The sequence below is a fragment of the Variovorax robiniae genome, assembly GCF_037889955.1.
Taxonomy (GTDB): domain Bacteria; phylum Pseudomonadota; class Gammaproteobacteria; order Burkholderiales; family Burkholderiaceae_C; genus Variovorax; species Variovorax robiniae.
The window spans coordinates 220,836-244,061 of the sequence record NZ_JBBKZS010000001.1 but is presented as its reverse complement, the minus strand read 5'-3'; the positions used below and the strand labels follow the sequence as shown (position 1 = coordinate 244,061).

The window sequence follows — 23,226 nt, the reverse complement described above, 5'->3', positions numbered from 1 at the left end:
CCGAGCGTCGGACCATGCGTTGGACCAAGCGCTCCAGCAGGCCCGGCTTGCGCATGGCGCCGGCGACTTGGCCCGACGCGATGCCGCGCTCGCAGCGGCAGCCACACAGGGACGCGTGCTGGCGGTCGCGCTGCTGGCACCACCCGCGTCGACCCTGGTCTGGGGTGAACCGGCGCAGCGCTTCGAGGTTTCGCACGTGCAAGCCAGCCCTGCGTTGTTGCTCCCAGCGCTTGCGGCGGCGATGCTCGCCAACGACCGCCATGCCCTGCGTGCGCTGCTGATGCCCGGGGTGTTCGCCGCGGCGCAAGCCAGCGGCCATGGGCTCGCCCATGCGTCCTGCTGGACGCAACTCGGCGATCTGCTGGCCAACGCCATCCTTGGTGGCCGGCACTCGCCAAGCGCCCGCGAAGCCTGCGAGCAAGCCATCGCCGCAACCACCGACACCGCGCTCGACCCGGACGCCCGACACGCGCTGCTGCTGCCGCTCGCCGCGTTGCTCGATGCCCTGGCGCGCCAGGATGCCGCCGCCCTTCCTGCCCTGCTGCTCGACGCCTTCGAACGCCACCGAGCCTTCTACGCCGATCCCGCGCGCGACGGACTGACGCTGGGCATGGCCGCCTGGGAACTGAGCGCTTGCGCCGCCCTCGCGCAACAACGATTCGGCATCGACCTCGCACCGCTGCGCGAATTCCCGGCCCTGTGCGAGCACGTCGCGCCCGCGCCGAGCGCCACGCTGTCGCTCCAATTGCCCACGCGCACCATGCCCACCATCCGGCAGGCCGGTTGGCAAGCCGACATCGACGGCATCCCCCGATCGACGCGCCAGACCCAGGCGACCGCCGATGCAGTGCGGATCACCGCCACGGGCAGCTTCGGCATCGACCATTGGCAGGCCGACTTCAGGCTCGACGCGTCAGCCCCCGACCTGCCGGTGGACTCGCTGCTCACCGCCTCGGACATCCTCGCGAGGCAACTCGACGACACCCCGTCCGACGACGCCCAGGAGCGCGCATGGCAAGGCCAACTGCTCGCCGAAGCACTGGCCGCCCTCGACGCCGCACTCGCCGCTCCGGATGGGCAATCCCTCGACCGCGAACGCCTGCTGGCCCGCCGCGCCGTCTACGTCAACTTGCTCGCCCTGCATGCGGGCATCCCGGAGGTCGATGCGCGGCGGCAAGCGCTGGCGATGGCCGAAGCCATCAAGGCCCAGGTCCAACCCCTGCTTGAAGCATTGGCCCAGGACCCCGACGGCGCAGTGCTGCACACGCTCCGACCGCGCCCCGGCGATGCCGCCCTGGCCTTCACGCCGACCCGCGCGGCAACCTTCGCAGAAGCCGCCGAACGCATGTGGGCGGCCGGCCCCCGCGTGCCCGCCGCGGCGCCGGGCAGTCGCGTCGTCTGCCACGTGGCCCCGGCCGGCATGCTGGCTGATGACAACGAACTCTCCAGCCACTTCCCCGGCGGCTATCGCGCCCTGGCGCCCGAACTTCAACCGCAACGCGTCTGGGTCGCATGGAAAGTGATTGCACCCGGCGCCAGCGACGGCATGGCCTACGACGGCCTGGTCTGGCTCGGCGACCACTGGGCCTGGTTTCCGAAGCCGTTTCGATGGCTCAAGACCTGAGCACCGACAGGCAGCCCGCGCGAGAATCCGCCGCGCCACCACCCGGAGCTTCCATGATCCCCACCATCACGGCCTTCGCGCAATCACCCGACCGCGGCAAGGGACAAGCCCGTGACATGCGTGTCCGCTGGGCATTGGAAGAAGTGGGCCAGGCCTACGACGTGCGCCTCGTGTCGTTCACCGAGATGAAGCAAGCCGCGCATCGCGCGGTCCATCCCTTCGGGCAGATTCCAACCTACGAAGAAGGCGATCTCGCGCTGTTCGAATCGGGGGCCATCGTGCTCCATATCGCGCAGCAGCATGCAGGCCTGTTGCCCGACGATCCCAATGCCCGGGCCCGCGCGATCACCTGGATGTTCGCCGCGCTCAGCACGGTGGAGCCGCCGATCGTCGACCTCGGCGTCGCATTGCTGCTGGAGCGCGACCAGCCCTGGTACGCGCAGCGCCTGCCCATCGTGAGGGACCGCATTCGCGTCCGGCTGGGCGAACTTGCAACGCGCCTGGGCGACGCGGACTGGCTCGACGGTGCTTTCAGCGCCGGCGACCTGATGATGGTGACGGTCCTGCGCAGGTTGAACATTTCCGGCTTGCTGGACGAGTATCCAAGCCTCGCCGCCTATGTCGCGCGCGGCGAAGCGCGGCCGGCGTTCCAGCGCGCCTTCGACGCGCAATTGACGGTCTTCAATGACGCGTCGAAGCGCGGTTGAGCGCTACGTCGCTCACCCGGTTCTTTGGTTCGCACTTTTTTCGAGTTCAATGCGCCGGCCCCTTCGCCGCATTCAACTCAAACGCCACCGCCAGGATCGGCTTGGCCCACTGCGGCACCTGCTTCAACGCCACGTGCGTCACGATGCGCCCCGCCTCCATGTGCAGCAGCAGCACCGGCTTCGGCGCCTTCCCGGCCTTGGGGTCGCCCTCCGCGCTGTTGTCATAGACGCGCAGGCTGGCCAGCCATGGCAGCAGCCGGACCAGGTTGGCGCGGCTGCTGACGTAGCGCTCGCGGATCTTGTGCTCGGGGATGGCATGGCCGCCGGCAGTGACACGGTCCTGCACGCGCTGGATGTGCCGCTCCGGCGACGACAGGCCGGCATACCAGACATGGACCTGGGCGCCGGCCCGGGCACCGGCCAGCAGCATGTCGGGAATGGTGTTGGCGCCGAGCGTGGTCTCGAAGGCGTAGTTGCCGCCCTCCTTCAGCGCGCGCTCCAGGCCCTTGCGGCCGTATTCCCAGGCGTGGCCGTTCGCGGCTTCGAGCGAAAGATTGGGGTTGGCGTCCTGCAACGCGCGTGCCGCCAGGTCGGGGTTGAAATACGGAACCTTGCGCGCCTGCAATGCGGCGCCGCCAATGCTGCTCTTGCCGGCGCCGTTCACGCCGGCCAGCACGAAGATGTTCGCGGGCACCTGCGGAGGGTCAGCGCGCTGCGCGAACCGCGGCCTTGCCCAGTTCCGCCGGCGTCATCGCAAACGCATCGGCCATGCCCTGCGCCGCCTCGGCACCCTGCATGCGGGCGAACATGTCGTCGAACTTCTGCGTGAGCGCGTCGAGATTGGGCTCGGCGGCCTGCTCGAGCTTGAGGTAGCGATCGACCGACATCAGCACCATGGTGGGCTGGTCGTGCCGGGTGATGACGACCGCGCCTTCGGCCATCACCGTGCTGGTGACCTTCTGCATGCCGCCCGCCAAGGTGGTGGCGGTGAAGGACGGCATGTTGCGGGACAAGCGGTCCAGCGCTTCAGGACGAGAGCTCAGGGCTTGGGCCAAGGTGTTCTCCGGAAAAGTTCGAAGCCTGCATTTTAGACCTTTTCCTGATTTTGTGGATTTTCCGGGACGCGACTTCCGGGCAGTTGTAGGCGGCTGTAGGCATGCACCGGCGCAATCCTTGGCCCACCGCCGATGCAGCCACCGCGTGTGTCCCCCCAAGATCGCACGCATGCCCCGGCAACTCGGTGTGCGACGCCGGCCCACAACCCCTCGAAACGTGAGCCCCACCATGCATGCCCTCGCCTCCGCTCTTCAGAGCCCGCCCGACGCCCGCCCGAGCGCCCTTCCCGCGGGTTGCGTCCTTTCCCTGACAGCCGACCACCGGCATTTCGACAGCGATCACGAACACGCCACGCGCGCCGAGGCAGCGCGACGGCTCGCCATGCTCAAGGGGGTCGGCTTTCGTGGCGAATTCAAGCGCACGCAACCGCGCGAGGCGCCCACCTATTTCGTGCCGAGCGACACCCTCACCGCCGACGCGGCAGACGCGCTCGACATCACCGACGAGCACGACCTGTTCGGCGGCGTGGTGCCACATGCATTCGTCGGCACCAAGGTCATCACGCATCCGCTGGTGTTCGAGTCGGCCGCAAGGCCGCTGGGCTGGAACCCGGCTTTTGCCGATCGCGTCGCGGGCAGCGTGCTGCGCGGCTACAGCGCGTTCTCGCACGACGAGGCGCTCATCGCCGGCAAGCGGTTGTTGGACCACGGCGATGCGCGTGTCAAGCCGGCCTGCGCGACCGGTGGACGCGGGCAGACCGTGGTGCGCAACGTCGCCGCCCTCGAACATTGCGTTGGGCAGATGAGCGAGGACGAGTTGCGCACGCACGGCGTGGTCATCGAGGAAAACCTCAGCGAGCCGGTGATCACGTTGAGCGTCGGCCAGATCGTGGTCGGCGGGCTGCGGGCGAGCTACCACGGCGTGCAGCGCATGACGCGCAACAACCACGGCCACATGGTCTACGGCGGCAGCGACCTGACGCTGGTGCGTGGCGATTTCGACGCGCTGCTTGCGCTCGACCTTGCGCCTAACGTGCGGCTCGGCATCGAGCAGTCGCGCGACTATCACCAGGCGGCCGAGGACTGCTTCCCCGGCTTCTTCGCCTCGCGCATCAACTACGACGTGGCCCAGGGACTGTCGCCGAGCGGCGAGCAGCGCTCCGGCGTGCTGGAACAGTCGTGGCGCATGGGTGGGGCGACCGGCGCCGAGATCGCCGGGCTCGAATGCTTCCGCGACCATCCCGATTGCCATCAGGTCTGGGCCTCCTGCTTCGAGGTCCATGGCACGCAGGAGACGCCACCCGGCGCAACGGTGTACTTTCGGGGAAACGACAAGGTGGCTGGCGAACTCGTCAAGTACACGGTCGTCAGTGAATTGAGGACGGATGCCCACGCGTCATAGCGCCATCGACATTGCCGTTGCCGGCCATCACATCGCGGGCACGCTGGTCGCGCCCTCGGCGGCGATTCCCGGCGTGCTGCTGGTGCATGGCTGGGACGGCAGCCAGGCGCAGTACCTGGCCCGCGCGCACGAGATCGCGGCGCTCGGCTGCATCTGCCTGACCATCGACCTGCGCGGCCACGCGCGGCATCACGACCTGCGGGAGGCGGTCACGCGCGAGGACAACCTGCAGGACGTGCTGGCCGGCTACGACACGCTGGTGGGCCATCCGGCGGTGGACCCGCAATCGATTGCGATCGTCGGCAGCAGCTACGGCGGCTACCTGGCCGCGCTGGTGAGCGCGCTGCGGCCGGTGCGCTGGCTGGCGCTGCGCGCGCCGGCCTTGTACCGCGACGAGCAATGGGACACGCCCAAGGGCAAGCTGGGCCGGGAGGATCTGATGATCTACCGGCATTCCACCATCGCGCCCGCGGACAACCGCGCGCTCACGGCCTGCACGTCGTTCAGGGGCGACGTGCTGATCGTCGAATCGGAGACGGACAAGACGGTGCCGCACCCGGTCATCGAGAACTACCTGAGCGCCTTGAAGCGCGTGCGCTCGGTCACCTACCGGGTCATTTCAGGGGCGGACCATGCGTTGTCCTCGGAAGCCTCGAGGCAGGCTTACGGGATGCTGTTGGTGAGCTGGATGACGGAGATGGTGCTGGGGGCCAAGGCCGCGACCGGGCTTCTGAGGCCGGCGCCTAACAGCCCGGCCTGAACGCCCGCCTCAAGCGACGACAGGCGGCGAGCTCAACCAGCGTCCGAAGGTGGAGGCCAGCGCCGACGATGCGCCACGCGCGACTGCACCGGTCACGCAGGCCTGTCCCGTGCGCGTCTCGCGCGGGCTGTAGCCGAACTTCGCGCGGAATGCACGACTGAAGTGCGTCGCACTCTTGAAGCCGTTGTCCGCCGCGATGCGGCCGAGGTAGCTGCGCTGCGTCGGCGAGGCCAGCAGCGCGTGGATGCGCAGCAGCCGCCTGTCTTGCAGGTAGTTGAGCACCCCACCCTCCACCTCGAACAGTCGATAGAGCGTGGAGCGCGAGATGTGGAAGTGCGCGCAGACGCTGTCGGCGCCGAGTTCTTCCTCGCTCAGGTGGTCTTCCATGTACTGGCGAATCTGGCGCATCAGCGTGCCCTCGACCGCCGGACGCGCCAGGCCGAGCATGTCGATGGTCGGCGCGAGGCTGGCTGCCAACAGTTGCAAGGTCGCGACCATGGCGTCGGGCGCCTCCTTGCGCGTGATGCGCGGCAGCAGTGTGGACAACGACTGCAGATGGCTGGCCAGGATGGTGCTGCAGGCGCCTGTCGGCACCACGCCGTGCAGGTCGAGTTGCTTCGGCATCAGCGCATCCAACGAGGCGCGCGGAATGAAGACCGTCAGGATGTCGCCCGCGCAGAACACCGAACGCGGCTGTGCGAAGTCGCTCACCAGCAGTTGCCGGGGACCGACGCTGATGCGGCGGCCGTTGGCATCGAAATGCATCGCCTGCTGCGACTGGTTCAGGTGCAGCACGTAGTGGTCGAGCTTGTCGCGTGCGATGCTGCTCGCGCTGCGCGTGAGGGTCTGCGGGTCATAGTGCCCGCGCACCACCATCACGCCGCCGAGGTTCCAGCCGGTGGTGTGGGTGGTCCATTCCTGCGGCATGTCTTCGTCGGCCACGCTGACATCGAGCGCCGGGGCCACGCAGTCGCGCCACCGTGCGAGTTGCTCCTGCAAGGGGCCCTGGCCCGGCGTGAAGCTTTCTGCGGGAAGCAACAGTTCGTCATCGCACACGAGGTTCATGTCGGGCTCCGGTCGATTCAGTCCGCAGGCCATGCCGCTGCGGGGGCGTCTTTGAAGTGTCGACACTTTATGAATCTGCAGCGACTTTGTCTACGTTTATTTGCAATTCCTCACTACACTGTCGACATTGAATATCAGAACTAATTCACGATGAACCAGGCTCAGACGACCGACGACATCACCGTCGACACCATCGTCGAGACGGTGCGCAACAGCATCATCCGGGGCGAACTGGCGCCGGGCACGATCATCAATTCGGTCGACATCGCCAACCAGTTCGGGACCAGCCGCACGCCGGTGCGCGAGGCCCTGCTGATCCTCAACCAGTACGGCCTCATCACCCTCACCGCGCGGCGGCGGCCGCAGGTGACGCCGGTGTCGGCGCAGGCCATCCGCGACCTGTTCGCCTTCCGGGGGGCCGTTCATGGCCTGATGTCGGACGCCATCGTCGCCAATGCCTCCGACGCGGCGCTGCAGTCCCTGCACGCGCATGCCCTGGTGCTGGCAGAGGCCGAGAAGCAGGGCGGAGAGCCTTTCATGCTGCACATCGAGTCCTACCTCGAAGAGGAAATGAACCTGTGCGGCAACGCGCTCGTGATCAGCGTGCTGGACTCACTCAAGTGGAAGATGGCCTGGTTCCGTCGCATCGGCCTGATGAGCGATGAGCAGATGGAGTCGCTCGCGGGCGACCGGGTGCGCGTCGTCAATGCCTACATTGACCGCGACGCGCCGCTCGCCAACGCACTCAACCGCTCGATGTTGCGCAAGGCCGGGGACTTTTGCGAGAAGAACTTCCTGGCGATGCAGGCTGCGAATCCGCTCCCCTCGGGAAAGTGACGCGCGCGTCCCATTCCACCCACAGGTGTTCCGGTCCGCGGAAGGACGTGTTGGGCAGGTAGCTGAAGCGCTGGGTGGCCAGACGCATGAGCGGCAGGCGGCGGGTGAATTCCTCCAGCAGGCACGCGCATCTCCAGCCTTGCGAGGTGGTTGCCGAGGCAGTGGTGCGCCCCAAAGCCGAAGGTCAGGTGCTGCGCGGCATCCGCGCGGTGGATGTCGAAGCGGTCGGGTTCGTCGAAATGCGCGGCGTCATGGTTGGCCGATGAATTCACGATGAGCAGCCGCGCGCCCTTCGGGATGTCGACGCCATCGATGCACACGTCGCGCGTGGTGATGCGCCGCCACGCGGCGATGGAGCCGTTGTGGCGCAGGCATTCCTGGATCGCGTTGGGGATCAGGCCGGGGTCGCGGCACAGTTCGAGCCACGCATCGGGATGCTGCAACAGCAGCTTGATGGCCAGGGCGCTGGCGTTGGTGGTGCTCTCGTGCGCCGCGACGATGCCGGCCATCATGATGGTGTGGAGGTAGCTGTCGGTCACCACCTCGGGTTGCAGCGCCTGCTGGCGGATCGCATAGGGCATCCAGCCCGGGCCGCTCGGGTCGCGCCGCAGCTTGGCCAGCACCTCGCCCGCGTACTGCCAGAAGTTACCGACGGCATGGGCGACGGCCACCTGCTGCTCGGGCCGTGGCCGGCCCCAGGTGTTGACGGTGTGCGCGATCGAGTACTTGCGCAGCATCGGCATGTCTTCCTCGGGGATGCCGAGGAAATGCAAGGCCACCGTCAACGGCAGCTCCCACAGGATTTGCTCGACCAAGTCGGCGCGGCCATCGGCGATGAAGCGGTCGATGTAGTCGTTGGTGAGCCGGCGCACCAGTGGCTCGAACCTGATGACCTCTTCTGGCGCGAAAGGCGCCATCAGCGCGCGGCGCCGCGCGGCGTGCATGGGTTCGTCCTCGTTGACCAGCGTGCGGCCCGGTGCATAGCCGTACGAGGCCAGCACCGCGTTCGCTTCCTCGCCGGTGGGCGTGATCTTCTCCAGCGCAATGGCGGGGCTGTAGCTGACGTTGTCGCGGAAGATGGCGCGCACGCTGTCGTAGCGCGTGACCACCCAGTAATCGAGGCGCGGGCTGTAGAACACCGGCTCTTCCTCGCGCGACCAGCGCAGGTAATCCGGCGGGTTCTGCTGGTAGCCGTCGCCGAAGGGGTCGAACTCGGCGGCGCGGCGGCTGAAGGGGCAGCCGGTGGGAATGTCGTTCGTCATGTCGTCTCTCTCGCGATGAAAGTCATTGGTCCAGTTCGGCGATGCCGAGCTGCCCGGCCGCAGCCATGATGCGAAGGCTGGCCGAATGCCATTCCGAAAGGCAGCGGATGCGCTCTTCCTGCGCATCCGCCAATGCCTTCTGGCTGTTGAGGATGTCCAGCACGTCTTCGCTGCTGCTCTTCTGGTACTTGCGTTGCGCGCTGTCGAGCGAGGCGGATGCGCTCTTGAGCAGCGCGTCCGAAGCGTCGAGGTTCTTGAGCGCGGCGGTGGCATCCGAATAGGCCTCCACCACGTCCAGGCCGACGCGCAGTTCGGCCTTGTGCAGTTCGGCGGCGCGTTCCTCGACGGCCGCATCGGCGCCCTGCACCTTGTACGAGCGGCTGAAGCCATCGAACAGGGGCACGTTGAGCGTCACGCCGACGACGGCCTCGCGGCTCTGGCCCAGCGTCTGGCTGGGGCGGCCGTTCTCGTAGACCGAGGCCTTGAAGTCCAGCGTGGGCAGGGCTTGCGAGCGCACCTCGCGCGCATGGTCCTGTGCCGCGGCGACCTGCTCGCGCGCGGCCGCGATCGACGGATGGTGCTGCTGTGCGACCTCCAGCCATTCGGCCAGCGAGCGGCTCAGCTCGCCGGTCTTCGGCGGTGCCAGCGCGGTCAGCGTCAGCGTGGTGCCGGGCGGCGCACCCAGGGCATAGGCGACCACGGCCTTGGCCTTGACCAGGCTCCCCATCGCGCGGCTCACGCCGAGCCGTGCATAGGCGACGCGTGTTTGAGCCTGCAGCACGTCGTTTTCCGAGCCCTTGCCCTCGGCCTTCTTGCGCTGCGCGGTGTCGAGGGTGCTGGCGGCGATGGATGCTTCCTGCTGTCGCGCGACGAGCGCGGCCTCGGCGGTCTCGGCGTCGAAGTAGGCCTGGATCACGCTGGCCATCGTCGCCTGCAGCGTGGCGTCGTGCGTGGCCACCGCGGCGGCCAGCAGGTGCTGGCTGGCCGCCAGTTTGGCTTCGCGCCCGCCGAAGTCGAGCAGGCGCCACACCAGGGTGGCATGGGCCTTGATGCCCTGGTCCATCGAATTCGTCCCGCCGCCGTCGGGATACCAGGTGTGGTCGCTCAGGCCGCTCACGCTGCCTTGCACACTCGGCAGGTACGCGGCCTTGGCTACGCCGACCGCGCTGGCCTGTTGCTTGATGTCGGCCCAGGCGGCCTGCACGGTCGGGTTGGCGCACAGCGCGATGTCGACCGCCTCGGCGAGTGAAAGCTCCGGCGTGAGGTCGCGCGTGGCCTGCGCGCAGGGAACGGGCTGCATGTCACCGGGCAGGACCGATCCGGTGTGCAGCAACGGTGGATCGACGTGCAGCGGATCGCCCGCGTAGGCCGGGTGCAGCGGCGCGCCGAGGTCGACCGCCCCGGCCGGCAAGCCGAAGGCAGCACCGAAGAGCATGGTCATGATCGCCACGAGCCTGCCGCGCAAGATCCGCCTCGCCTGTCGAGCGCCGCTTGCAATCAATACCCCCACCACGGACGGCAATGCAGGCCGCCGTACGGGCCGCGCCAGCAGCGGCCGGAGGCGTAGGGGCCGGGCACGGGCACTGCGACCGGCGGCCCGCCGATATAGACGCCGCCACGCCATCCACCGCGCCAACCGCCATGCCAGCCCGGGCCGTACCACCAATCGATGAACAGGCTGATCTGCTTGCCTGACGTCGGCAAGGTGCCTTCCAGCAGCTTGATGTCGTAGGTCAGCGTGTCGCCGGAGACGCGCGGGTTGAGCAACTCGACCACGGTGAGGTCGGTCTTGTCGTCGATGGACGTGGAGATCGTGGCGTTGGGCGGATCCTTCTGGAAGTCGTCCTTGCCCTGGTTCCAGAACTCGGCGAACTTCGAGGTCAGCACGTCGCCGGTCATGCGCTCGGGCCGGTCGGAGAACATCAACGTCTGCGGCGCGACGCCCTTGATGGTGAGCGTCTTGCCGTCGGAGGTGAAGGAGGTGCCGGTCTGGACGAAGAGCCAGTTGGCCGCGGGCATCGGTACGACGTTGCTCTGCGCTGCGTCGGTCGGGCCCGCTGGCTGGGTGGCTTGCGGCTGGGCCATGGCGGAGCCGCCAGCGAGCAGTGCGGCTGCAGCCACGCCCAGGAGAACGCGCAGCGGGCGCTTTGTGAATGGGCCCGTGATCGGGGCAAGCTTGAACATGCTGGAATCCTTGCAAAACGAAGTGAAGGACCGGACTCGAAGTGGGTGACTTGCCGCGACCACCGGCCTTCGATCGCGATGACGTGATTGTTCGATTCGGGGTCGATCGCATGTTGGCGATCCGTCCCACTTGTTGACGCTGCATCCCGTGCGGCAAAAGCCAACCGACAGCCGAGAACGAAATTCGCCTACACGCAGGCGCGCACGGCAAGGCGCGAACGAGTGCGTGCTTGCTACTAGATTCAGGGCCACCCCATTTCAGAGTGACGCACGCGCCGTCGCCATCATGAGCAAACGCCCCTCCTTGCAGCCACCGACGCTTCAGCCCACCGGCATCCCCGGCCTCGACGAGGTGCTCGCAGGCGGCTTGCCCGCGGGCCACCTCTATCTCGTGGAAGGAACACCGGGCGCCGGCAAGACCACGCTGGGATTGCAGTTCCTGTTGCAAGGGCGGGCGCTCGGCCAGAAGAGCCTCTATGTCACCCTGTCTGAAACCTCGGACGAGTTGACGCAAGGCGCTCTTTCTCACGGGTGGGACCTGGAGAACGTCGAGATCTTCGATCTGGTCAGCGACGAAGGACTGAGTGCGGAAGCCGAGCAGAGCATCCTCAACCCCTCCGACTTCGAATTGGGCGAGACGATCCGTGGCGTCATGGCATTGGTCGAGCGCGTACAACCCGAGCGCGTGGTATTCGACAGTCTCTCCGAGCTGCGCCTGCTGTCCCAGAACCCGTTGCGCTATCGGCGCCAGATCCTGGCGTTGAAGCGCTTCTTCGTCACAAAAAACTGCACGGTGCTCATGCTCGATGACAAGTCCGCGAGCACGGGGGACATGCACCTGCACAGCATTGCGCACGGCGTGATCCACCTGGAGCAGAACACCGGCACCTACGGCCCCGACAAGCGGCGGCTGCGCGTGGTGAAGTTGCGTGGCGTGAGATTCCGTGAAGGCGAGCACGACTTCAACCTGGATCGAGGCGGGCTGCAGGTCTTCACCCGGCTGGTGGCGAGCGAGCATGGGCGTGCGCACGCGACAGAGCCCGTCGGCACCGGCAATGCAGAACTCGACCGGCTGTTGGGCGGCGGCCTCACGCCGGGTACCAACATGCTGTTTGCCGGACCTGCCGGCGTGGGCAAGACGACAACCGCCGTGTGCTGCGCACGCGCGACCATGGAGAGTGGCGGCAAGGCTGCGTTCTTCCTGTTCGACGAAGGCATCAAGACCCTGGTGTCCCGGTCACGCGCGCTCGGACTGGACATCGAGCAATACATCCAGACAGGCCAACTGAGCCTGCATGCCATCGACCCGGCCGAGATCTCGGCCGGCCAGTTTTCGCACCACGTGCGCGATGCGGTGGAGCGCAAGGGTGTGACCACGGTGGTGATCGACACGCTGAACGCCTACCTGGTCGCCATGCCGGGCAGCAACTTCCTCATGCTTCAGATGCACGAACTCCTCACGTACCTCAACCTGCAGGGTGTGACGACCATCCTGGTGCTGTCCCAGCACGGCATCACCAGCGAAGCGCCCAGCGATGTCGACCTGAGCTACCTGAGCGATTCGATGCTGCAGTTCCGCTTCTTCGAAGCCCGTGGACAGATCCTCAAGGCCATGTCGGTGATCAAGAGCCGCGCGAGCGCCCACGCATCGACGATCCATCAATTCCGCCTGGGCTCGGGCGGCCTCGAAATCGGCGAGGCGCTCACGGACTTCGAGGGTGTCATGGCGGGGCTGCCCCGCTATCGGGGCGGGACGTCGCTGCTCGGCGACGCCGAACAGGCGTGACCGCATGGAAAACCGAGTCCTCGTCCTGGCGCCATTCGGGCGTGATGCGCGCGTCATCCGCGAGGTGCTTGGCGCCCGGCAGATCAACGTCCACGTCTGCGATGACGCCCAGGCGCTGATCAGCGCAATCCAGCAGGAGTCGGCCGCAACGATCGTCACCGAAGAGACGCTTTCAGAGGGCCTGGTGGAAGCGCTGCGTGACCTGCTCGCGCGCCAGCCCCCCTGGTCCGACTACCCCTTTGTCGTGCTCGCGGCGCGGCAGACCGTCCGCCGCACCGATCGTGCACGGTTGGCGCTGCGGGAACTCAGCAACCTGGTGCTGCTCGAGCGGCCTGTGAATCCGGACACGCTGGCGAGCGCGGCGCAGTCTGCACTGCGCGCACGGCAACGCCAGTACCTCACGAGAAAGCATCTGGCCGAATTGCAGTCCTCCAAGCTGAACGTGGAGCAACTCAACGACCAGCTCGAAACACGCATTGCCGAGCGAACCGCCGACCTTGCCAGTGCGAACGATCGGCTGATGCACGAGATCCTCGAACGAGAACGCGTCGAAAGCTCCCTCGTCCAGAACCAGAAGATGGAGGCGCTGGGACGGCTGACGGGTGGCATCGCGCACGACTTCAACAACCTGCTGCATGCGGTCAACCTGAACCTCCAGCTGATCGAGCGATTGAAGGTCGACGAAGACCGCGTGCGCGACTACGCACGCCGGGCGAAGGAAGCCGTGAATCGCGGCTCGCGCCTGACCGGGCAGCTCCTGTCGTTCGCGCGCACGCAAAGCCTTGTGCCCAAGCTGCAGGACGTGAACGAACTGATCCGCAACATGGCGGAGCTGATCTCGATCTCGGTCGGGGCGCATGTGAAGTTGTCACTGGCCTTGTGTCCCGGGCCGGCCTGGCTCATCGTCGACGCGGCGCAGATGGAAATGGCCCTGCTCAATCTGTCGGTCAACGCACGTGACGCCATGCCCCAGGGCGGCATGCTGGAGATCCACACGGTGATTGCGCCAACCGAGGCCGAGGGCAACCCCGCGTACCCACGTGGCGCGGTCAGCGTCGTGGTGCGCGATACCGGGACAGGCATCGCGGCCAATTTGCTGAGCAAGGTCTTCGATCCTTTCTTCACCACCAAGCTGCATGCCGGCACCGGGCTGGGCCTGAGCCAGGTCTACGGGTTCACGCGGCAGTCCGGCGGAGAAGCCACGGTGGAGAGCGAGGTGGGCACAGGTACGACGGTGACGCTGAGCTTTCCGCTGGCGCCCGCGCCGCAGCATGTGGCCGCAGAGGCGACGGCCGTGCAGGACGCTGCGTTGGCGGTGCAGGCGGAGATCCTGGTCGTGGAAGACGATCCGGGCGTGCGCCGAAGCATGGTCGAGTGCCTCCAGGTGCTGGGTTATCGAGTCCGGCAGGCATCCGATGGCGCTGCGGGCTTGGTCGAACTGGAGAAGTCCCGGCCGGACCTGCTGCTGGTCGACTACCTGATGCCACGCATGAACGGCGCGGAACTGATCGCGCAAGCACACAAGATGTACGACGAACTGCCCATCCTGCTCGCGACCGGCTATGCGGACATGAAAGCCGTCGAGCGCCTCATCGGCCCGCAGCTGGTGCTGGCCAAGCCCTTCGACCTCGACACGCTGGGCAAGGCGGTGTCGACGGAGCTTCGGCGCAAGCACTCGGCATGACGCCACCCGACCTGGCGCCCCACCCGCCCCTGCTGATCGTGCTGAACGCCGGTTCCGGCAGCGGCGAGGCCGCGCGCACCCGGGACATCATCGCGACGGGTTGCGCCGCGGTGCAGCGCGACTTCCAGATCTACGAAGTCGACGGGCCGAATCGCTTGCAAGCATGCGCACGCGAGGCGGTGGAACGCGCCCGCGAAATGCGCGGCGTGGTGGTCGCAGCGGGCGGCGACGGGACCATCAACGCCGTGGCGCAGGCGGCGCTGAACAGCGGCTGTGCATTCGGCGTCCTGCCACAGGGCACCTTCAACTACTTCAGCCGCACGCATGGCATTCCCCCCGACACGGGAGAAGCGCTGCAGGTCTTGCTGAACGAGAACCCGCGCGCGGTGCAGGTGGGCATGGTCAATGAGAAGGTGTTCCTGGTCAACGCGAGCCTGGGCCTGTATGCCAAGCTGCTGGAAGACCGCGAGGCGTTCAAGGCCCAGTACGGCCGGCACCGCTGGGTGGCGTTCTGGTCGGGCCTTGTCACCGTGCTGCGCGGCGTCCGGCCCTGGTACCTGCACATGTCCTGGCATGGCAAGCAGCGCGACATCCGCACCCAGACCCTGTTTGTCGCCAACAATTCGCTTCAGATGCACCAGGTCGGCCTGGCCGAGGCCGATGCGCCGGAGCAGGGACAACTGGCAGCCATCGCGCTCAAGCCACAGAGCGCCTTCGCCATGCTGGGCTTGCTGGCGCGCGGCGCACTGGGGCGATTGGGTGACGCCGACAGCGTGCTGAGTTTCTCATTCGAATCCATGTCGGTGCGCCCGATGCGCGGCCGCGGTCGCGTCAAGGTCGCGACCGATGGCGAGATCAACTGGCTCGACATGCCGCTGGACTTCCGAGTCGCGCCCCAGCCGCTGTGGCTGCTGCGCCCGGACGTGGCGCCGGAACTGGAGGCGACGCGGCAATGACCGTGCTGCTGCAGATTTCCGATACCCACTTCGGCACCGAACAGGCGCCGGTGGTCCAGGCGCTGGAGCAACTGGCCCACGCGCAGCGCCCCGACCTCGTGGTGCTGTCGGGCGACATCACGCAACGCGCCACCTGGGTCCAGTTCCGGGCGGCGCGTGCGTTCGTCGACAGGCTGGACGCCCCGGCGCTGCTCGCCATCCCCGGCAACCACGACATCCCGTTGTTCGCACTCGCCACGCGGCTGCTCAATCCCTATGGGCGCTACCGCGAAGCCTTCGGTCCGTCGATGGCGCCCGTCTTCGATTCACCCGATTGCCTAGTCATCGGTGTCAACACGACGCGCTGGTACCGCCACGAGGATGGGGAGGTCTCGGCTTCCCAGATCGAGCAGGTCGCGCAGGCGCTCGCGCTTGCCACGGCGAAACAGTTGCGCGTGGTGGTGGTGCACCAGCCCGTGGCGGTGACGCGGCCGGAGGATGCGTCGAACCGGCTCCACGGTCGCGACGTAGCGATCGCGCGCTGGTGCGCCGCCGGCGCGGATCTGGTGCTGGGTGGACACATCCACTTGCCGTTCGTGCGGCCACTCCTGCACGACTTCCCGGACTGCGGTCGATCGACGTGGGCTGTGCAGGCCGGGACGGCAGTGTCGAGTCGTGTACGCCGGGGTGCGCCGAATTCGGTCAACCTGATCCGCTGGACCGGCGGCCATCCGAGACGCTGCGTGGTCGAGCGCTGGGACTGTGCCACCGACGGAGCGCGCTTCGAACTGGCAGGCGCTGAGACGTTGCCGCTGGGCGAGGTACCCTTGCCCGATCATGGCCGCTGAAGCATCGCCGCTGGTGTCGTGGGCACAGCTTGTGGGCCAGCATGCGCTGGCTCTTTTCTTCGTCGGACTGCTGCTGGCGGTGGGTGCGAGCGGCCTGGGTTGCGTGCTGCTGCAACGGCGCCGTGCGAGGCGCGATCAGGACGATCCCAGTGCGCGGAACGTCGGTCGACTGCTGGGAGGCTATGCGACAGGGTTCCTCCTGATCGTCGGCACGGCAAGCCTCTTCGCGGTGATTGCCCGGCGGCTCGGTCCCGGCCGCACGATGGGCCTGGCCGACCAGGCGCTGGCCGATGGCATCGGCAGCCACACCCCCGCTGCAGCGCTGCGTGCCTTCGGCCTGTTCACCCACCTGGGCGACCCGATCGTTCTGGCTGTCCTGGGCGCGGTCGTGGCCTTGTGGCTCTGGCAGCGACAGGCGCGCCTGCTTGCGGCCGGCTGGGTCATCGCCCTGGGTGGCAACGCCTTGTTGAACCCGCTCCTCAAGCAGGTCTTCGCGCGCGCCCGGCCATTGCACGAACTGCAGGTTCCACAGATCGAGGGCTACAGCTTTCCGAGCGGACATAGCTCGGGTGCGTTGGTTGCGTACGGGATGCTCCTGTATGTCGCGACGCGACTGCTGCCCCTGCGCTGGCACGCTGTCGCGGTTATGGCAGCGGTTGGCCTGGTGCTCACCATCGCCTGCAGCCGCGTGTTCCTTCGCGTCCACTTCGCGAGCGACGTGGCAGCGGGACTTCTGTCCGGACTTTCCTGGCTGGCGGTGTGTGTCGCAAGCCTGCAGTTTGTCCGGCACCGTCATGCGAACCAGCCACGCGGGCCACGACGATGACCAACCGCCAGGCAATGGTCATGAGGTGCGTCGCTTTTCTGCCTGCATCGATGCTCGCTGCAGCGATAGGATATGCGCAGGGTGTCGTGGGGGACGTCGCCGCCGGCAAGGCTGCATTCGCTGCGTGCGCCTCTTGCCACCAGGTCGGCGCCTCTGCACGAAATGCGTTCGGTCCCCAACTCAATGGCTTGATCGGTCGACGAGCAGGTGGTGCCGCTGACTACAACTACTCGCTTGCCATGCGCCAATCGCAAGTCATCTGGTCCGAGCAAACGCTCGCGGCCTTCATCAAGCGCCCGGACCTGGTGGTGCCTGGCAACAAGATGCGATTCTCGGGATGGGGCTATGACGAGAAGAAACTGGCAAACCTGTTTGCCTACCTACGCACCTTCCCTCCGAACCCGGCAGCGAATTGAATCTTAGAGATCTCCCGTGAGAACTTTGCAGCCGGATGGCTGACAGACTCGCATGCTGGATGCCCTTCAGAATCGGCTATTTGTCAGGGAATCTGTCATGGTTGCTCGCCGTTTGAACGCTCTCTATCTGGCCGTGCTTTCAGCGTTGCTGTCGACGGCCCTGGTCAGCGGCTGCGCCTTCGGCGAGCGCGGAACCGCCCAGGCCACCCTGCCCGCTGTCGACCTGGCCAGCTACATGGGCGAATGGCAGCAGCTCGCGCACATCCCGAACTGGTTCCAGCGCAAGTGTGTCTCGGACACAAGGGCGTCCTACCGTCTTCTTGCATCGGGTCAGGTCGAAGTGCGCAATGAGTGCCGAACCAAGACCGGGACCGATTCGGTCGTCGGCGTTGCACGTCCCCGGACTGGCGCTGTCGTCGAGTCCGGTCGACTGCAACCCGCTTCGCTGGAGGTCGCCTTTGCACCGGAATGGGTCCGGTGGGTGCCCCTGGTCTGGGGCAACTACGACATCGTCTATCTGTCGACCGATCGGCGCGTGGCGATCGTCACGGAGCCTTCGCGTCGGTACATGTGGGTGTTGTCGCGCACGGGCAAGATCGCGCAGAGCGAATGGACCGCGGTAGAGCTTCGCTTGACGCAGTTGGGCTTTCAGCGGGATCAGTGGGTCAGGGACGCCGAATGAAGTCGCGCAAGCGCGCAGCATGACACGCGGCGGCAAGAAGCGGGACGTGCAGACGACACAGGGATCGCGCTGATTCCTAGCATCGGTGGCATGAAGAAGCCATCCCTGTCGCAGCGCCGGCGGCTCATTCCAGCGCATTTCCAACCCTTGCTGCGCGCATTGATCGCGGCGGCGGGCATCGGCCTGTTGCACACCGGTACCTCAGCGCAGACCGCGTTCTACGCCACGCCCGCAGCCGGCCAGATCGGCCCGCCAGGCACCCTGCTGCGCAGCGAGCCGATGCACTGGGGCGTGCCACCCGGCGCGCATGCCTGGCGCATACTCTATGCGTCGACCGGCTTGCATGGCAAGCCAATCGCAGTGTCGGGCATGGTGGTGGCGCCGGATGGCGCGGCGCCTGCCACAGGGCGACCCGTTGTTGCATGGGCGCATCCGACCAGTGGCGTCGTGCCGCGCTGCGCGCCCTCGCTGGCGTGGTCCGCGATGCGCAGCATCCAGGGACTGCCCGAGATGCTCGCTCGCGGCGAAGTCGTCGTCGCGACCGACTATCCGGGCCTTGGCACGCAGGGGCCGCATCCGTACCTCGTCGGTGCGAGCGCAGGCGCGGCCGTGCTCGATTCGGTCCGCGCGGCGCGACAGTTGCAGGAGGCACATGCGGGTTCACGCTTTGCGGCGTGGGGCCATTCGCAGGGAGGCCATGCCGTGCTGTTCGCAGGATTGATGGCCGCGCGCTATGCGCCTGAACTGCAACTGGTGGGCGTGGCCGCCGCCGCACCGGCCACCGATCTCGAGACACTGATGCGCGACGACTTCGATTCCACCGGCGGACGCAACCTCACGGCCATGACGCTGTGGTCATGGTCGCGCGTCTACGGCGCGCCGATCCAAGCCGTGGTCGCGCCGAGCGCGATGCCCACCGTCGATGCACTGGCCGACGAATGCATCGAGTCGATCTATGACGTGCTGCGCCGCCAGCACACCGGCAAGGGCCTGGCGAAGACCTTCCTTACCGTTCCGGACATCACCCGCGTCGAACCTTGGCAGACGCTGATGCGCGACAACATCCCCGGCCCGTTGCCGCCCAACATGCCGCTCATGCTGGTTCAAGGCGATGCCGACACACTGGTGCTGCCGCAGGTGACCACGTCGTACATGCGCAAGCTGTGCGCCAGGGGCAGCAACGTGACGATGCTCACGGTGCACGGCGACGGTCATGGCTTCGTGGCACGCGATGCGGCGCCGCAGGCGGTGGGCTGGATCGCGGACCGGTTTGCGGGCCGGCCGGTGCGGAACGATTGCGCTGCGGTCAATGTGGCCGTGACGAGTTGAATGCCTCGTCGTTGCTCGGCCATTCACGGTCACAGTCTCAGTTCGCCGCGTCCTCTTCGCGCAGCAACAACACGATCAGCACCAGCATCGCGCAGGTCAGGAACATGACGGCCTTGGCCTGCCCGTTCCAGATCTCCGACTGCCACATGCAGAACCATTCGCCGCCGACCACGACGAAGCCGACGAAGTACAGCAGGAAGACCAGCGTCAAGCCGCTGGCCGCGAGCGACTTGGCTGCGATGAAACCAACGCGATCGTGACGCGTGCGGAACAGTCTCCAGGCACCCGCGAAGCACAGCCCGCTCATGACCCATTGGGTCGCGATGATCATCCAGTAGCCCATTGCCTGGACCGTCGGGTTGGTGATGGCGCGGTACTTCAAGGCGTTGTCGGGGAACACGGTGTCCATCGACAGCACGTGCTGGACGAAGTGCCAGTTCGAGTCGTAGTCGAGGATGTTGCCAGTCGCGACGAGCAGTGCCCAGAGCCCGACGGCGAACACCATCGATGTCTTCAGCAGCCGGATGGTCATGTCAGTGCTCCATTGCGCCGCGCGGCGCGCACGTGTCAGAAGGTTGCCTGGAAGGGCACGCCGCCCGCGACCTGGCATTCGCCACTGCCGCCGCCCGACAAGCCTGCCTCGGGCTGGTTCATCTGCAAGCGGCAGCGCATCGAGCGGCCGGACGAACTCTTCAGGTTGGCGATCACCTTGCCGCTGTAGGCCGTGGTGAACTGCACTGTGTCGAAGCCGCCCATGCCTGTCCACCCGCCGTACGGCCAGTCGGACCAGCCCATCGGCCAGGCGTCCCACATCGGGGCCAGCGCCTCGGTCACGGTCTGCTGCGTGACCTGCATGAAGCGGCCCTGGTAGGTGGCGTCGGGCGTGGTCGCCGTCATGTTGCCGTCGATGGAACCGTCGCGGCTTTGCCAGGAGAACAGTACCGGTTGCACCGGCTTGCCCTTCTGCACGATGTCGCCGCCGCCCATGCCGCTGGTCGCGCAGCCTCCGAGCAAGGAAAGGGTCGCCGCCATGGCGCTTGCTGCGAGCAGCGGTGTGATCTTGAAAGTCATGATGAAACGTTGAAATGAAGTGGATGAAGCTGCACGGATCGTATTTTTTGGCGTCGCGCGCGTGTTGTCTGCGCGTCCCGCTTCTTGCATCTGCAGGTCAAGCCATCGACCCGGCGCCCCACACGCAAGCGGCAAGTACGAGCGCCCCCACAAGGTCCGTGAGCATCGCGAAGTTCTCGCGCGCATTGCGATGCGCTTGCATGGCATGGTTGATGCCGGCGAGTCCGAGGAACACGGCGCCAGCGATTGCAGCGGGCGCGGCCCACGCCGGCCACCACAGGCTGAGGATGCCGATGGCGCCAAAGGCGGTGTTCGCAAAGCCCAGTTCGCGCACCAGGAGCAATGCATCGTCGCCTTCGATGCCGAGGATCTGGCGTGCTGTGAAGGCCGGATTCAGCATCTGCCGCAGCCCCGCGCTGCCGAGCCGCGCGCCCACGATCCAGAAGGTGAACCAGCGCAGTGCGAGCGCCCAGTCCAGCGCGGCATGGTGCGCGAGCACCGCGAACGCGATGCATGCCGCAGGCGCGATGAACATCAGGACCGCGACTAGGATGAAGTAGCTCATGGTGTGCGTTCGAACGATGGATGTGGCGCAGGCTCAGCCAGCTCGCGCAGCGGAAAGAAGAAGCTCGCGGCCGCAAGCCCGAGCACGCCGCCCAGCAGCGTCTCCCACAGCCTGGCCGACAGCAGCAGCACCGAATGCTCACCGCTGGCCGCCAGCGTGACCACCAGCGTGAAGGTGTAGGCGCCGCAGGCCACGTCGTAGCGCTCGGGCAGCGCCACCGCATAGACGATCATCGCCACGGCCGCAGCGGCCCACACGGCGATGGCGACATGCTCGGCCAGCGGCAGGCAGGCAAGACCCAGCGGCAGGCCGATCGCGGTACCGATCACGCGTTGCCGGATGCGCGCCACCGTGCCCGCCGAGGTGTTGGCGATGACGAAGGTACAGGCCGCCAACGCCCACACCGATTGGGTCAGTCCGAGCTTGCCATCGAGGACCACGATGGCCAATGCGGCGAGCGCGGCCTGCAGCCCCATGATGGCTTCTGTCTGGAGCCAGCGCCGCGGTGCGACGACCGGCGCCGGGGCCGCAGGCACCGGCTGCTCGGCCGGCCCGCTGAGCATGCGCGGAACGATCGATGCCACGGCGGCAATCACCCCGGCAATGGCAATCGTCGGAAAGTCCGCACCCGTCAGTTGAAGGCCGTAGGCCAGCAGTTGCCCGATGAAGAACTGCGCACCGATGCCGCTGCCCAGGACGCCCCAGCGCTTCGCATAACCCACCACAAAGGCACCGAGCACCAGCGTGCCTTCAGGCAGCGCGGGGCCGCCGTGTGCAAGCCAAGGCGTGAGCACCGCCGTGAAGCCAGCGCCGACGATGGCACTGGCCGACAACAGGCCCAGGTCGCGCGCCGATTCAAGGCGCGTCGCGCGTCCTTCGCAGACGCTGGCCCACAAGGCGAAGCCGCCCGCCAGGAGGGCGAGCGGTGCATGTTCCGGGGATGCGCTGGTCGCGGCCAGCGCCGCGCCCATCAGCGCGGCAATGCCGTAGGAGGTGACCAGCCGCAGTCCCTTGACCCGGCGATGCGCGCCGGGGTCGATACGGTCCAGCCAATCGATGACGGACATCCGTGGCACGCGAGTCACCGCGATGCCTCCTTCTTACCAGCGGCGGCCTTGGTGGAACTCGTCGGCGATCGCGATTTCGTTCTGTGCCTGTTGCAGCAGTTCCACCGCACGGCCGGCGTGGCCGCCGAAGGTCGGGCCGTTCACGTCCTGCGCGGAGCGGATGTGATTGATGGCCGCCTGCATTGCGTTCTCGGCCTGCTGGAAATTGGGATGCGACAGCGCGAAGGACGCGGCGCAGGCGCTCAGGGATGCGATGCACAGGGCGCCAAGGACAAAGCCCTTGACCTGGTGTTTGAACTGGCTCATTTCGGTACCTCTTGGGTTGGTGATGAATGGATGAACGCGTACGAAAACGTACGCCGTTGAATTTAGGAGTGGCGGTCGATGCGCAGTGGCGCATGCATCCCAATTCGTGCCTGTGCGTCCCGGCAAGGCGCTCCAACGCCGTCATGCGCTCGAAGGCAAAGCCGCATGAAACGCTGGGGCATGAATTGGGATGCTCCGGCCACACGCCGGGCGCATCGATTCCTACCATTTCTTCACCGCCCCGATGCAGGTTCGCAAGGCGCGGCAAACCTTTCCAACCCAACTCGCGGGCATTGCCCGCCCGCCAAGGAACCCCGACATGAACGACCTTCCCGCTCCCCTCCTCCAGCCTGCCAGGCGTGACCGCTGGCAACCGTTTGCTGTCATGGTCGTCGGCGCCGCCGCGTTGTCCTGCGCCATGGCCGTGCGCGCTGCCGATGGTCCGGCCATCCACATCAACGACGCCGGCATCGAGTACGCCAGCGGCGGCATCGGCATGGGCGAGGCCAAGTTGATGAAGCAGGCCGCCAACCAATGGCCGGCGAGCTTCGAGTTCGCGATCCGCGACGGCAAGGGCGGCGCCTTCGCATCCGACGTGATCGTCAACGTGCGCGACAAGTCCGGCGCTGCGGTGATGACCGACGTGGTCTCGCACGGCCCGTTCCTGGTCGCGCGCCTGCAGCCGGGCCGCTATGACGTGCAGGCCACGCTGGCCGGCCGCACGCTGAACCAGCGCATCAACGTGCGCGTCAACTCGCCCGCGCACAGCGTGTTCGTGTGGCCGGCCGGCACCGACATGAGCGTGGGCTCCTGAA

Annotated in this window: 24 protein-coding genes and 1 pseudogene; 14 read left to right on the top strand and 11 right to left on the bottom strand. The window is 67.0% G+C overall.

Features of this window, described 5'->3' with window-relative positions:
* Positions 1-19: 19 nt before the first annotated feature.
* The gene (locus WKW79_RS01060; protein ID WP_340333243.1) at positions 20-1,624 is read left to right on the top strand and encodes an Imm49 family immunity protein; all 1,605 of its coding nucleotides are present in this window, start codon (positions 20-22) and stop codon (positions 1,622-1,624) included.
* A gap of 53 nt (positions 1,625-1,677) precedes the next feature.
* A complete protein-coding gene (locus WKW79_RS01055) occupies positions 1,678-2,331 on the top strand; it encodes a glutathione S-transferase family protein (protein WP_340333242.1) in 654 nt (217 codons plus the stop codon).
* Between the two features lie 46 nt (positions 2,332-2,377).
* Here WKW79_RS01055 and WKW79_RS01050 read toward each other — a convergent pair whose 3' ends face one another.
* Positions 2,378-3,025: an ATPase gene (locus WKW79_RS01050; RefSeq protein ID WP_340333241.1), complete on the bottom strand. Its 648-nt coding sequence runs from the start codon at positions 3,023-3,025 to the stop codon at positions 2,378-2,380.
* A gap of 10 nt (positions 3,026-3,035) precedes the next feature.
* Positions 3,036-3,386, bottom strand: a complete 351-nt coding sequence (locus WKW79_RS01045; protein ID WP_340333240.1) for a hypothetical protein — start codon at positions 3,384-3,386, stop codon at positions 3,036-3,038.
* A gap of 229 nt (positions 3,387-3,615) precedes the next feature.
* Between WKW79_RS01045 and WKW79_RS01040 the strand changes: the two genes are divergently transcribed.
* A complete protein-coding gene (locus WKW79_RS01040; RefSeq protein WP_340333239.1) occupies positions 3,616-4,788 on the top strand; it encodes a DUF3182 family protein in 1,173 nt (390 codons plus the stop codon).
* Positions 4,772-5,548 carry an alpha/beta hydrolase family protein gene (locus tag WKW79_RS01035; RefSeq protein WP_340333238.1) on the top strand — a complete coding sequence of 259 codons (777 nt, stop codon included), beginning with the start codon at positions 4,772-4,774 and terminating at the stop codon, positions 5,546-5,548. Before WKW79_RS01040 ends, WKW79_RS01035 begins: the two co-directional genes overlap by 17 nt.
* Before the next feature lie 9 nt (positions 5,549-5,557).
* Here the strand turns inward: WKW79_RS01035 and WKW79_RS01030 are convergent, their stop codons facing one another.
* Complete coding sequence (locus tag WKW79_RS01030) at positions 5,558-6,613, bottom strand: helix-turn-helix domain-containing protein (protein ID WP_340333237.1); 1,056 nt, start codon at positions 6,611-6,613, stop codon at positions 5,558-5,560.
* A gap of 150 nt (positions 6,614-6,763) precedes the next feature.
* On the opposite strand from WKW79_RS01030, the gene WKW79_RS01025 reads away from it, so the two are divergent.
* Positions 6,764-7,450 carry a GntR family transcriptional regulator gene (locus WKW79_RS01025; protein WP_340333236.1) on the top strand — a complete coding sequence of 229 codons (687 nt, stop codon included), beginning with the start codon at positions 6,764-6,766 and terminating at the stop codon, positions 7,448-7,450.
* Positions 7,451-7,457: 7 nt separating this feature from the next.
* Here the strand turns inward: WKW79_RS01025 and WKW79_RS01020 are convergent.
* From WKW79_RS01020 to WKW79_RS01010, 3 genes and pseudogenes are all read right to left on the bottom strand, one after another.
* A pseudogene (locus WKW79_RS01020) lies at positions 7,458-8,712 on the bottom strand (cytochrome P450); the annotation flags it as partial.
* 22 nt (positions 8,713-8,734) lie between these two features.
* The gene (locus WKW79_RS01015; protein WP_340333235.1) at positions 8,735-10,153 is read right to left on the bottom strand and encodes a TolC family protein; all 1,419 of its coding nucleotides are present in this window, start codon (positions 10,151-10,153) and stop codon (positions 8,735-8,737) included.
* A 56-nt stretch (positions 10,154-10,209) separates the two neighbouring features.
* The gene (locus WKW79_RS01010) at positions 10,210-10,896 is read right to left on the bottom strand and encodes a hypothetical protein (protein WP_340333234.1); all 687 of its coding nucleotides are present in this window, start codon (positions 10,894-10,896) and stop codon (positions 10,210-10,212) included.
* A gap of 286 nt (positions 10,897-11,182) precedes the next feature.
* Between WKW79_RS01010 and WKW79_RS01005 the strand changes: the two genes are divergently transcribed.
* From WKW79_RS01005 to WKW79_RS00970, 8 genes are all read left to right on the top strand, one after another.
* On the top strand, positions 11,183-12,682 hold the full coding sequence (locus WKW79_RS01005) for an ATPase domain-containing protein (protein WP_340333233.1): 1,500 nt from the start codon (positions 11,183-11,185) through the stop codon (positions 12,680-12,682).
* Positions 12,683-12,686: 4 nt separating this feature from the next.
* Complete coding sequence (locus WKW79_RS01000) at positions 12,687-14,366, top strand: response regulator (RefSeq protein WP_340333232.1); 1,680 nt, start codon at positions 12,687-12,689, stop codon at positions 14,364-14,366.
* Positions 14,363-15,322: a diacylglycerol/lipid kinase family protein gene (locus WKW79_RS00995; protein WP_340333231.1), complete on the top strand. Its 960-nt coding sequence runs from the start codon at positions 14,363-14,365 to the stop codon at positions 15,320-15,322. The genes WKW79_RS01000 and WKW79_RS00995 overlap by 4 nt, the downstream gene beginning before the upstream one ends.
* On the top strand, positions 15,319-16,149 hold the full coding sequence (locus WKW79_RS00990) for a metallophosphoesterase family protein (RefSeq protein WP_340333230.1): 831 nt from the start codon (positions 15,319-15,321) through the stop codon (positions 16,147-16,149). The genes WKW79_RS00995 and WKW79_RS00990 overlap by 4 nt, the downstream gene beginning before the upstream one ends.
* Positions 16,139-16,975, top strand: coding sequence for a phosphatase PAP2 family protein (locus WKW79_RS00985; RefSeq protein ID WP_340333229.1), 837 nt, complete (start codon positions 16,139-16,141; stop codon positions 16,973-16,975). Before WKW79_RS00990 ends, WKW79_RS00985 begins: the two co-directional genes overlap by 11 nt.
* A complete protein-coding gene (locus tag WKW79_RS00980; protein WP_422823780.1) occupies positions 16,972-17,391 on the top strand; it encodes a c-type cytochrome in 420 nt (139 codons plus the stop codon). The genes WKW79_RS00985 and WKW79_RS00980 overlap by 4 nt, the downstream gene beginning before the upstream one ends.
* Before the next feature lie 52 nt (positions 17,392-17,443).
* Entirely contained in the window at positions 17,444-18,073 is a 630-nt protein-coding gene (locus WKW79_RS00975; RefSeq protein WP_340333228.1) for a lipocalin family protein, read from the top strand.
* 90 nt (positions 18,074-18,163) lie between these two features.
* On the top strand, positions 18,164-19,402 hold the full coding sequence (locus tag WKW79_RS00970) for a lipase family protein (RefSeq protein WP_340333227.1): 1,239 nt from the start codon (positions 18,164-18,166) through the stop codon (positions 19,400-19,402).
* Between the two features lie 37 nt (positions 19,403-19,439).
* Here the strand turns inward: WKW79_RS00970 and WKW79_RS00965 are convergent, their stop codons facing one another.
* The 5 genes from WKW79_RS00965 to WKW79_RS00945 form a co-directional block, all read right to left on the bottom strand.
* On the bottom strand, positions 19,440-19,934 hold the full coding sequence (locus tag WKW79_RS00965; protein ID WP_340333226.1) for a DUF2165 family protein: 495 nt from the start codon (positions 19,932-19,934) through the stop codon (positions 19,440-19,442).
* 35 nt (positions 19,935-19,969) lie between these two features.
* Positions 19,970-20,473, bottom strand: a complete 504-nt coding sequence (locus tag WKW79_RS00960) for a hypothetical protein (protein ID WP_340333225.1) — start codon at positions 20,471-20,473, stop codon at positions 19,970-19,972.
* Positions 20,474-20,570: 97 nt separating this feature from the next.
* The gene (locus tag WKW79_RS00955; RefSeq protein ID WP_340333224.1) at positions 20,571-21,038 is read right to left on the bottom strand and encodes a DUF6790 family protein; all 468 of its coding nucleotides are present in this window, start codon (positions 21,036-21,038) and stop codon (positions 20,571-20,573) included.
* Positions 21,035-22,105 (bottom strand): FUSC family protein, encoded by a 1,071-nt coding sequence (locus tag WKW79_RS00950; protein ID WP_340333223.1) that lies wholly within the window; start codon positions 22,103-22,105, stop codon positions 21,035-21,037. Before WKW79_RS00950 ends, WKW79_RS00955 begins: the two co-directional genes overlap by 4 nt.
* Positions 22,106-22,138: 33 nt before the next feature.
* Complete coding sequence (locus tag WKW79_RS00945; protein WP_340333222.1) at positions 22,139-22,411, bottom strand: hypothetical protein; 273 nt, start codon at positions 22,409-22,411, stop codon at positions 22,139-22,141.
* Between the two features lie 319 nt (positions 22,412-22,730).
* Here WKW79_RS00945 and WKW79_RS00940 point away from each other — a divergent pair, with 319 nt between their 5' ends.
* The gene (locus WKW79_RS00940) at positions 22,731-23,225 is read left to right on the top strand and encodes a hypothetical protein (RefSeq protein ID WP_340333221.1); all 495 of its coding nucleotides are present in this window, start codon (positions 22,731-22,733) and stop codon (positions 23,223-23,225) included.
* The last annotated feature ends 1 nt before the right edge of the window (position 23,226 follow it).

What these genes read in the sequence shown, in the direction of transcription:
- WKW79_RS01055 (WP_340333242.1), top strand. Translation starts at nt 1,678, where the DNA reads ATGATCCCCACCATCACGGCCTTCGCGCAATCACCCGACCGCGGCAAG.
- WKW79_RS01040 (WP_340333239.1), top strand. Translation starts at nt 3,616, where the DNA reads ATGCATGCCCTCGCCTCCGCTCTTCAGAGCCCGCCCGACGCCCGCCCG.
- WKW79_RS01035 (WP_340333238.1), top strand. Translation starts at nt 4,772, where the DNA reads ATGCCCACGCGTCATAGCGCCATCGACATTGCCGTTGCCGGCCATCAC.
- WKW79_RS01030 (WP_340333237.1), bottom strand. Translation starts at nt 6,613, where the DNA reads ATGAACCTCGTGTGCGATGACGAACTGTTGCTTCCCGCAGAAAGCTTC.
- WKW79_RS01025 (WP_340333236.1), top strand. Translation starts at nt 6,764, where the DNA reads ATGAACCAGGCTCAGACGACCGACGACATCACCGTCGACACCATCGTC.
- WKW79_RS01015 (WP_340333235.1), bottom strand. Translation starts at nt 10,153, where the DNA reads ATGACCATGCTCTTCGGTGCTGCCTTCGGCTTGCCGGCCGGGGCGGTC.
- WKW79_RS01010 (WP_340333234.1), bottom strand. Translation starts at nt 10,896, where the DNA reads ATGTTCAAGCTTGCCCCGATCACGGGCCCATTCACAAAGCGCCCGCTG.
- WKW79_RS01005 (WP_340333233.1), top strand. Translation starts at nt 11,183, where the DNA reads ATGAGCAAACGCCCCTCCTTGCAGCCACCGACGCTTCAGCCCACCGGC.
- WKW79_RS01000 (WP_340333232.1), top strand. Translation starts at nt 12,687, where the DNA reads ATGGAAAACCGAGTCCTCGTCCTGGCGCCATTCGGGCGTGATGCGCGC.
- WKW79_RS00995 (WP_340333231.1), top strand. Translation starts at nt 14,363, where the DNA reads ATGACGCCACCCGACCTGGCGCCCCACCCGCCCCTGCTGATCGTGCTG.
- WKW79_RS00990 (WP_340333230.1), top strand. Translation starts at nt 15,319, where the DNA reads ATGACCGTGCTGCTGCAGATTTCCGATACCCACTTCGGCACCGAACAG.
- WKW79_RS00985 (WP_340333229.1), top strand. Translation starts at nt 16,139, where the DNA reads ATGGCCGCTGAAGCATCGCCGCTGGTGTCGTGGGCACAGCTTGTGGGC.
- WKW79_RS00980 (WP_422823780.1), top strand. Translation starts at nt 16,972, where the DNA reads ATGACCAACCGCCAGGCAATGGTCATGAGGTGCGTCGCTTTTCTGCCT.
- WKW79_RS00975 (WP_340333228.1), top strand. Translation starts at nt 17,444, where the DNA reads ATGCTGGATGCCCTTCAGAATCGGCTATTTGTCAGGGAATCTGTCATG.
- WKW79_RS00970 (WP_340333227.1), top strand. Translation starts at nt 18,164, where the DNA reads ATGAAGAAGCCATCCCTGTCGCAGCGCCGGCGGCTCATTCCAGCGCAT.
- WKW79_RS00965 (WP_340333226.1), bottom strand. Translation starts at nt 19,934, where the DNA reads ATGACCATCCGGCTGCTGAAGACATCGATGGTGTTCGCCGTCGGGCTC.
- WKW79_RS00960 (WP_340333225.1), bottom strand. Translation starts at nt 20,473, where the DNA reads ATGACTTTCAAGATCACACCGCTGCTCGCAGCAAGCGCCATGGCGGCG.
- WKW79_RS00955 (WP_340333224.1), bottom strand. Translation starts at nt 21,038, where the DNA reads ATGAGCTACTTCATCCTAGTCGCGGTCCTGATGTTCATCGCGCCTGCG.
- WKW79_RS00950 (WP_340333223.1), bottom strand. Translation starts at nt 22,105, where the DNA reads ATGTCCGTCATCGATTGGCTGGACCGTATCGACCCCGGCGCGCATCGC.
- WKW79_RS00945 (WP_340333222.1), bottom strand. Translation starts at nt 22,411, where the DNA reads ATGAGCCAGTTCAAACACCAGGTCAAGGGCTTTGTCCTTGGCGCCCTG.
- WKW79_RS00940 (WP_340333221.1), top strand. Translation starts at nt 22,731, where the DNA reads ATGAACGACCTTCCCGCTCCCCTCCTCCAGCCTGCCAGGCGTGACCGC.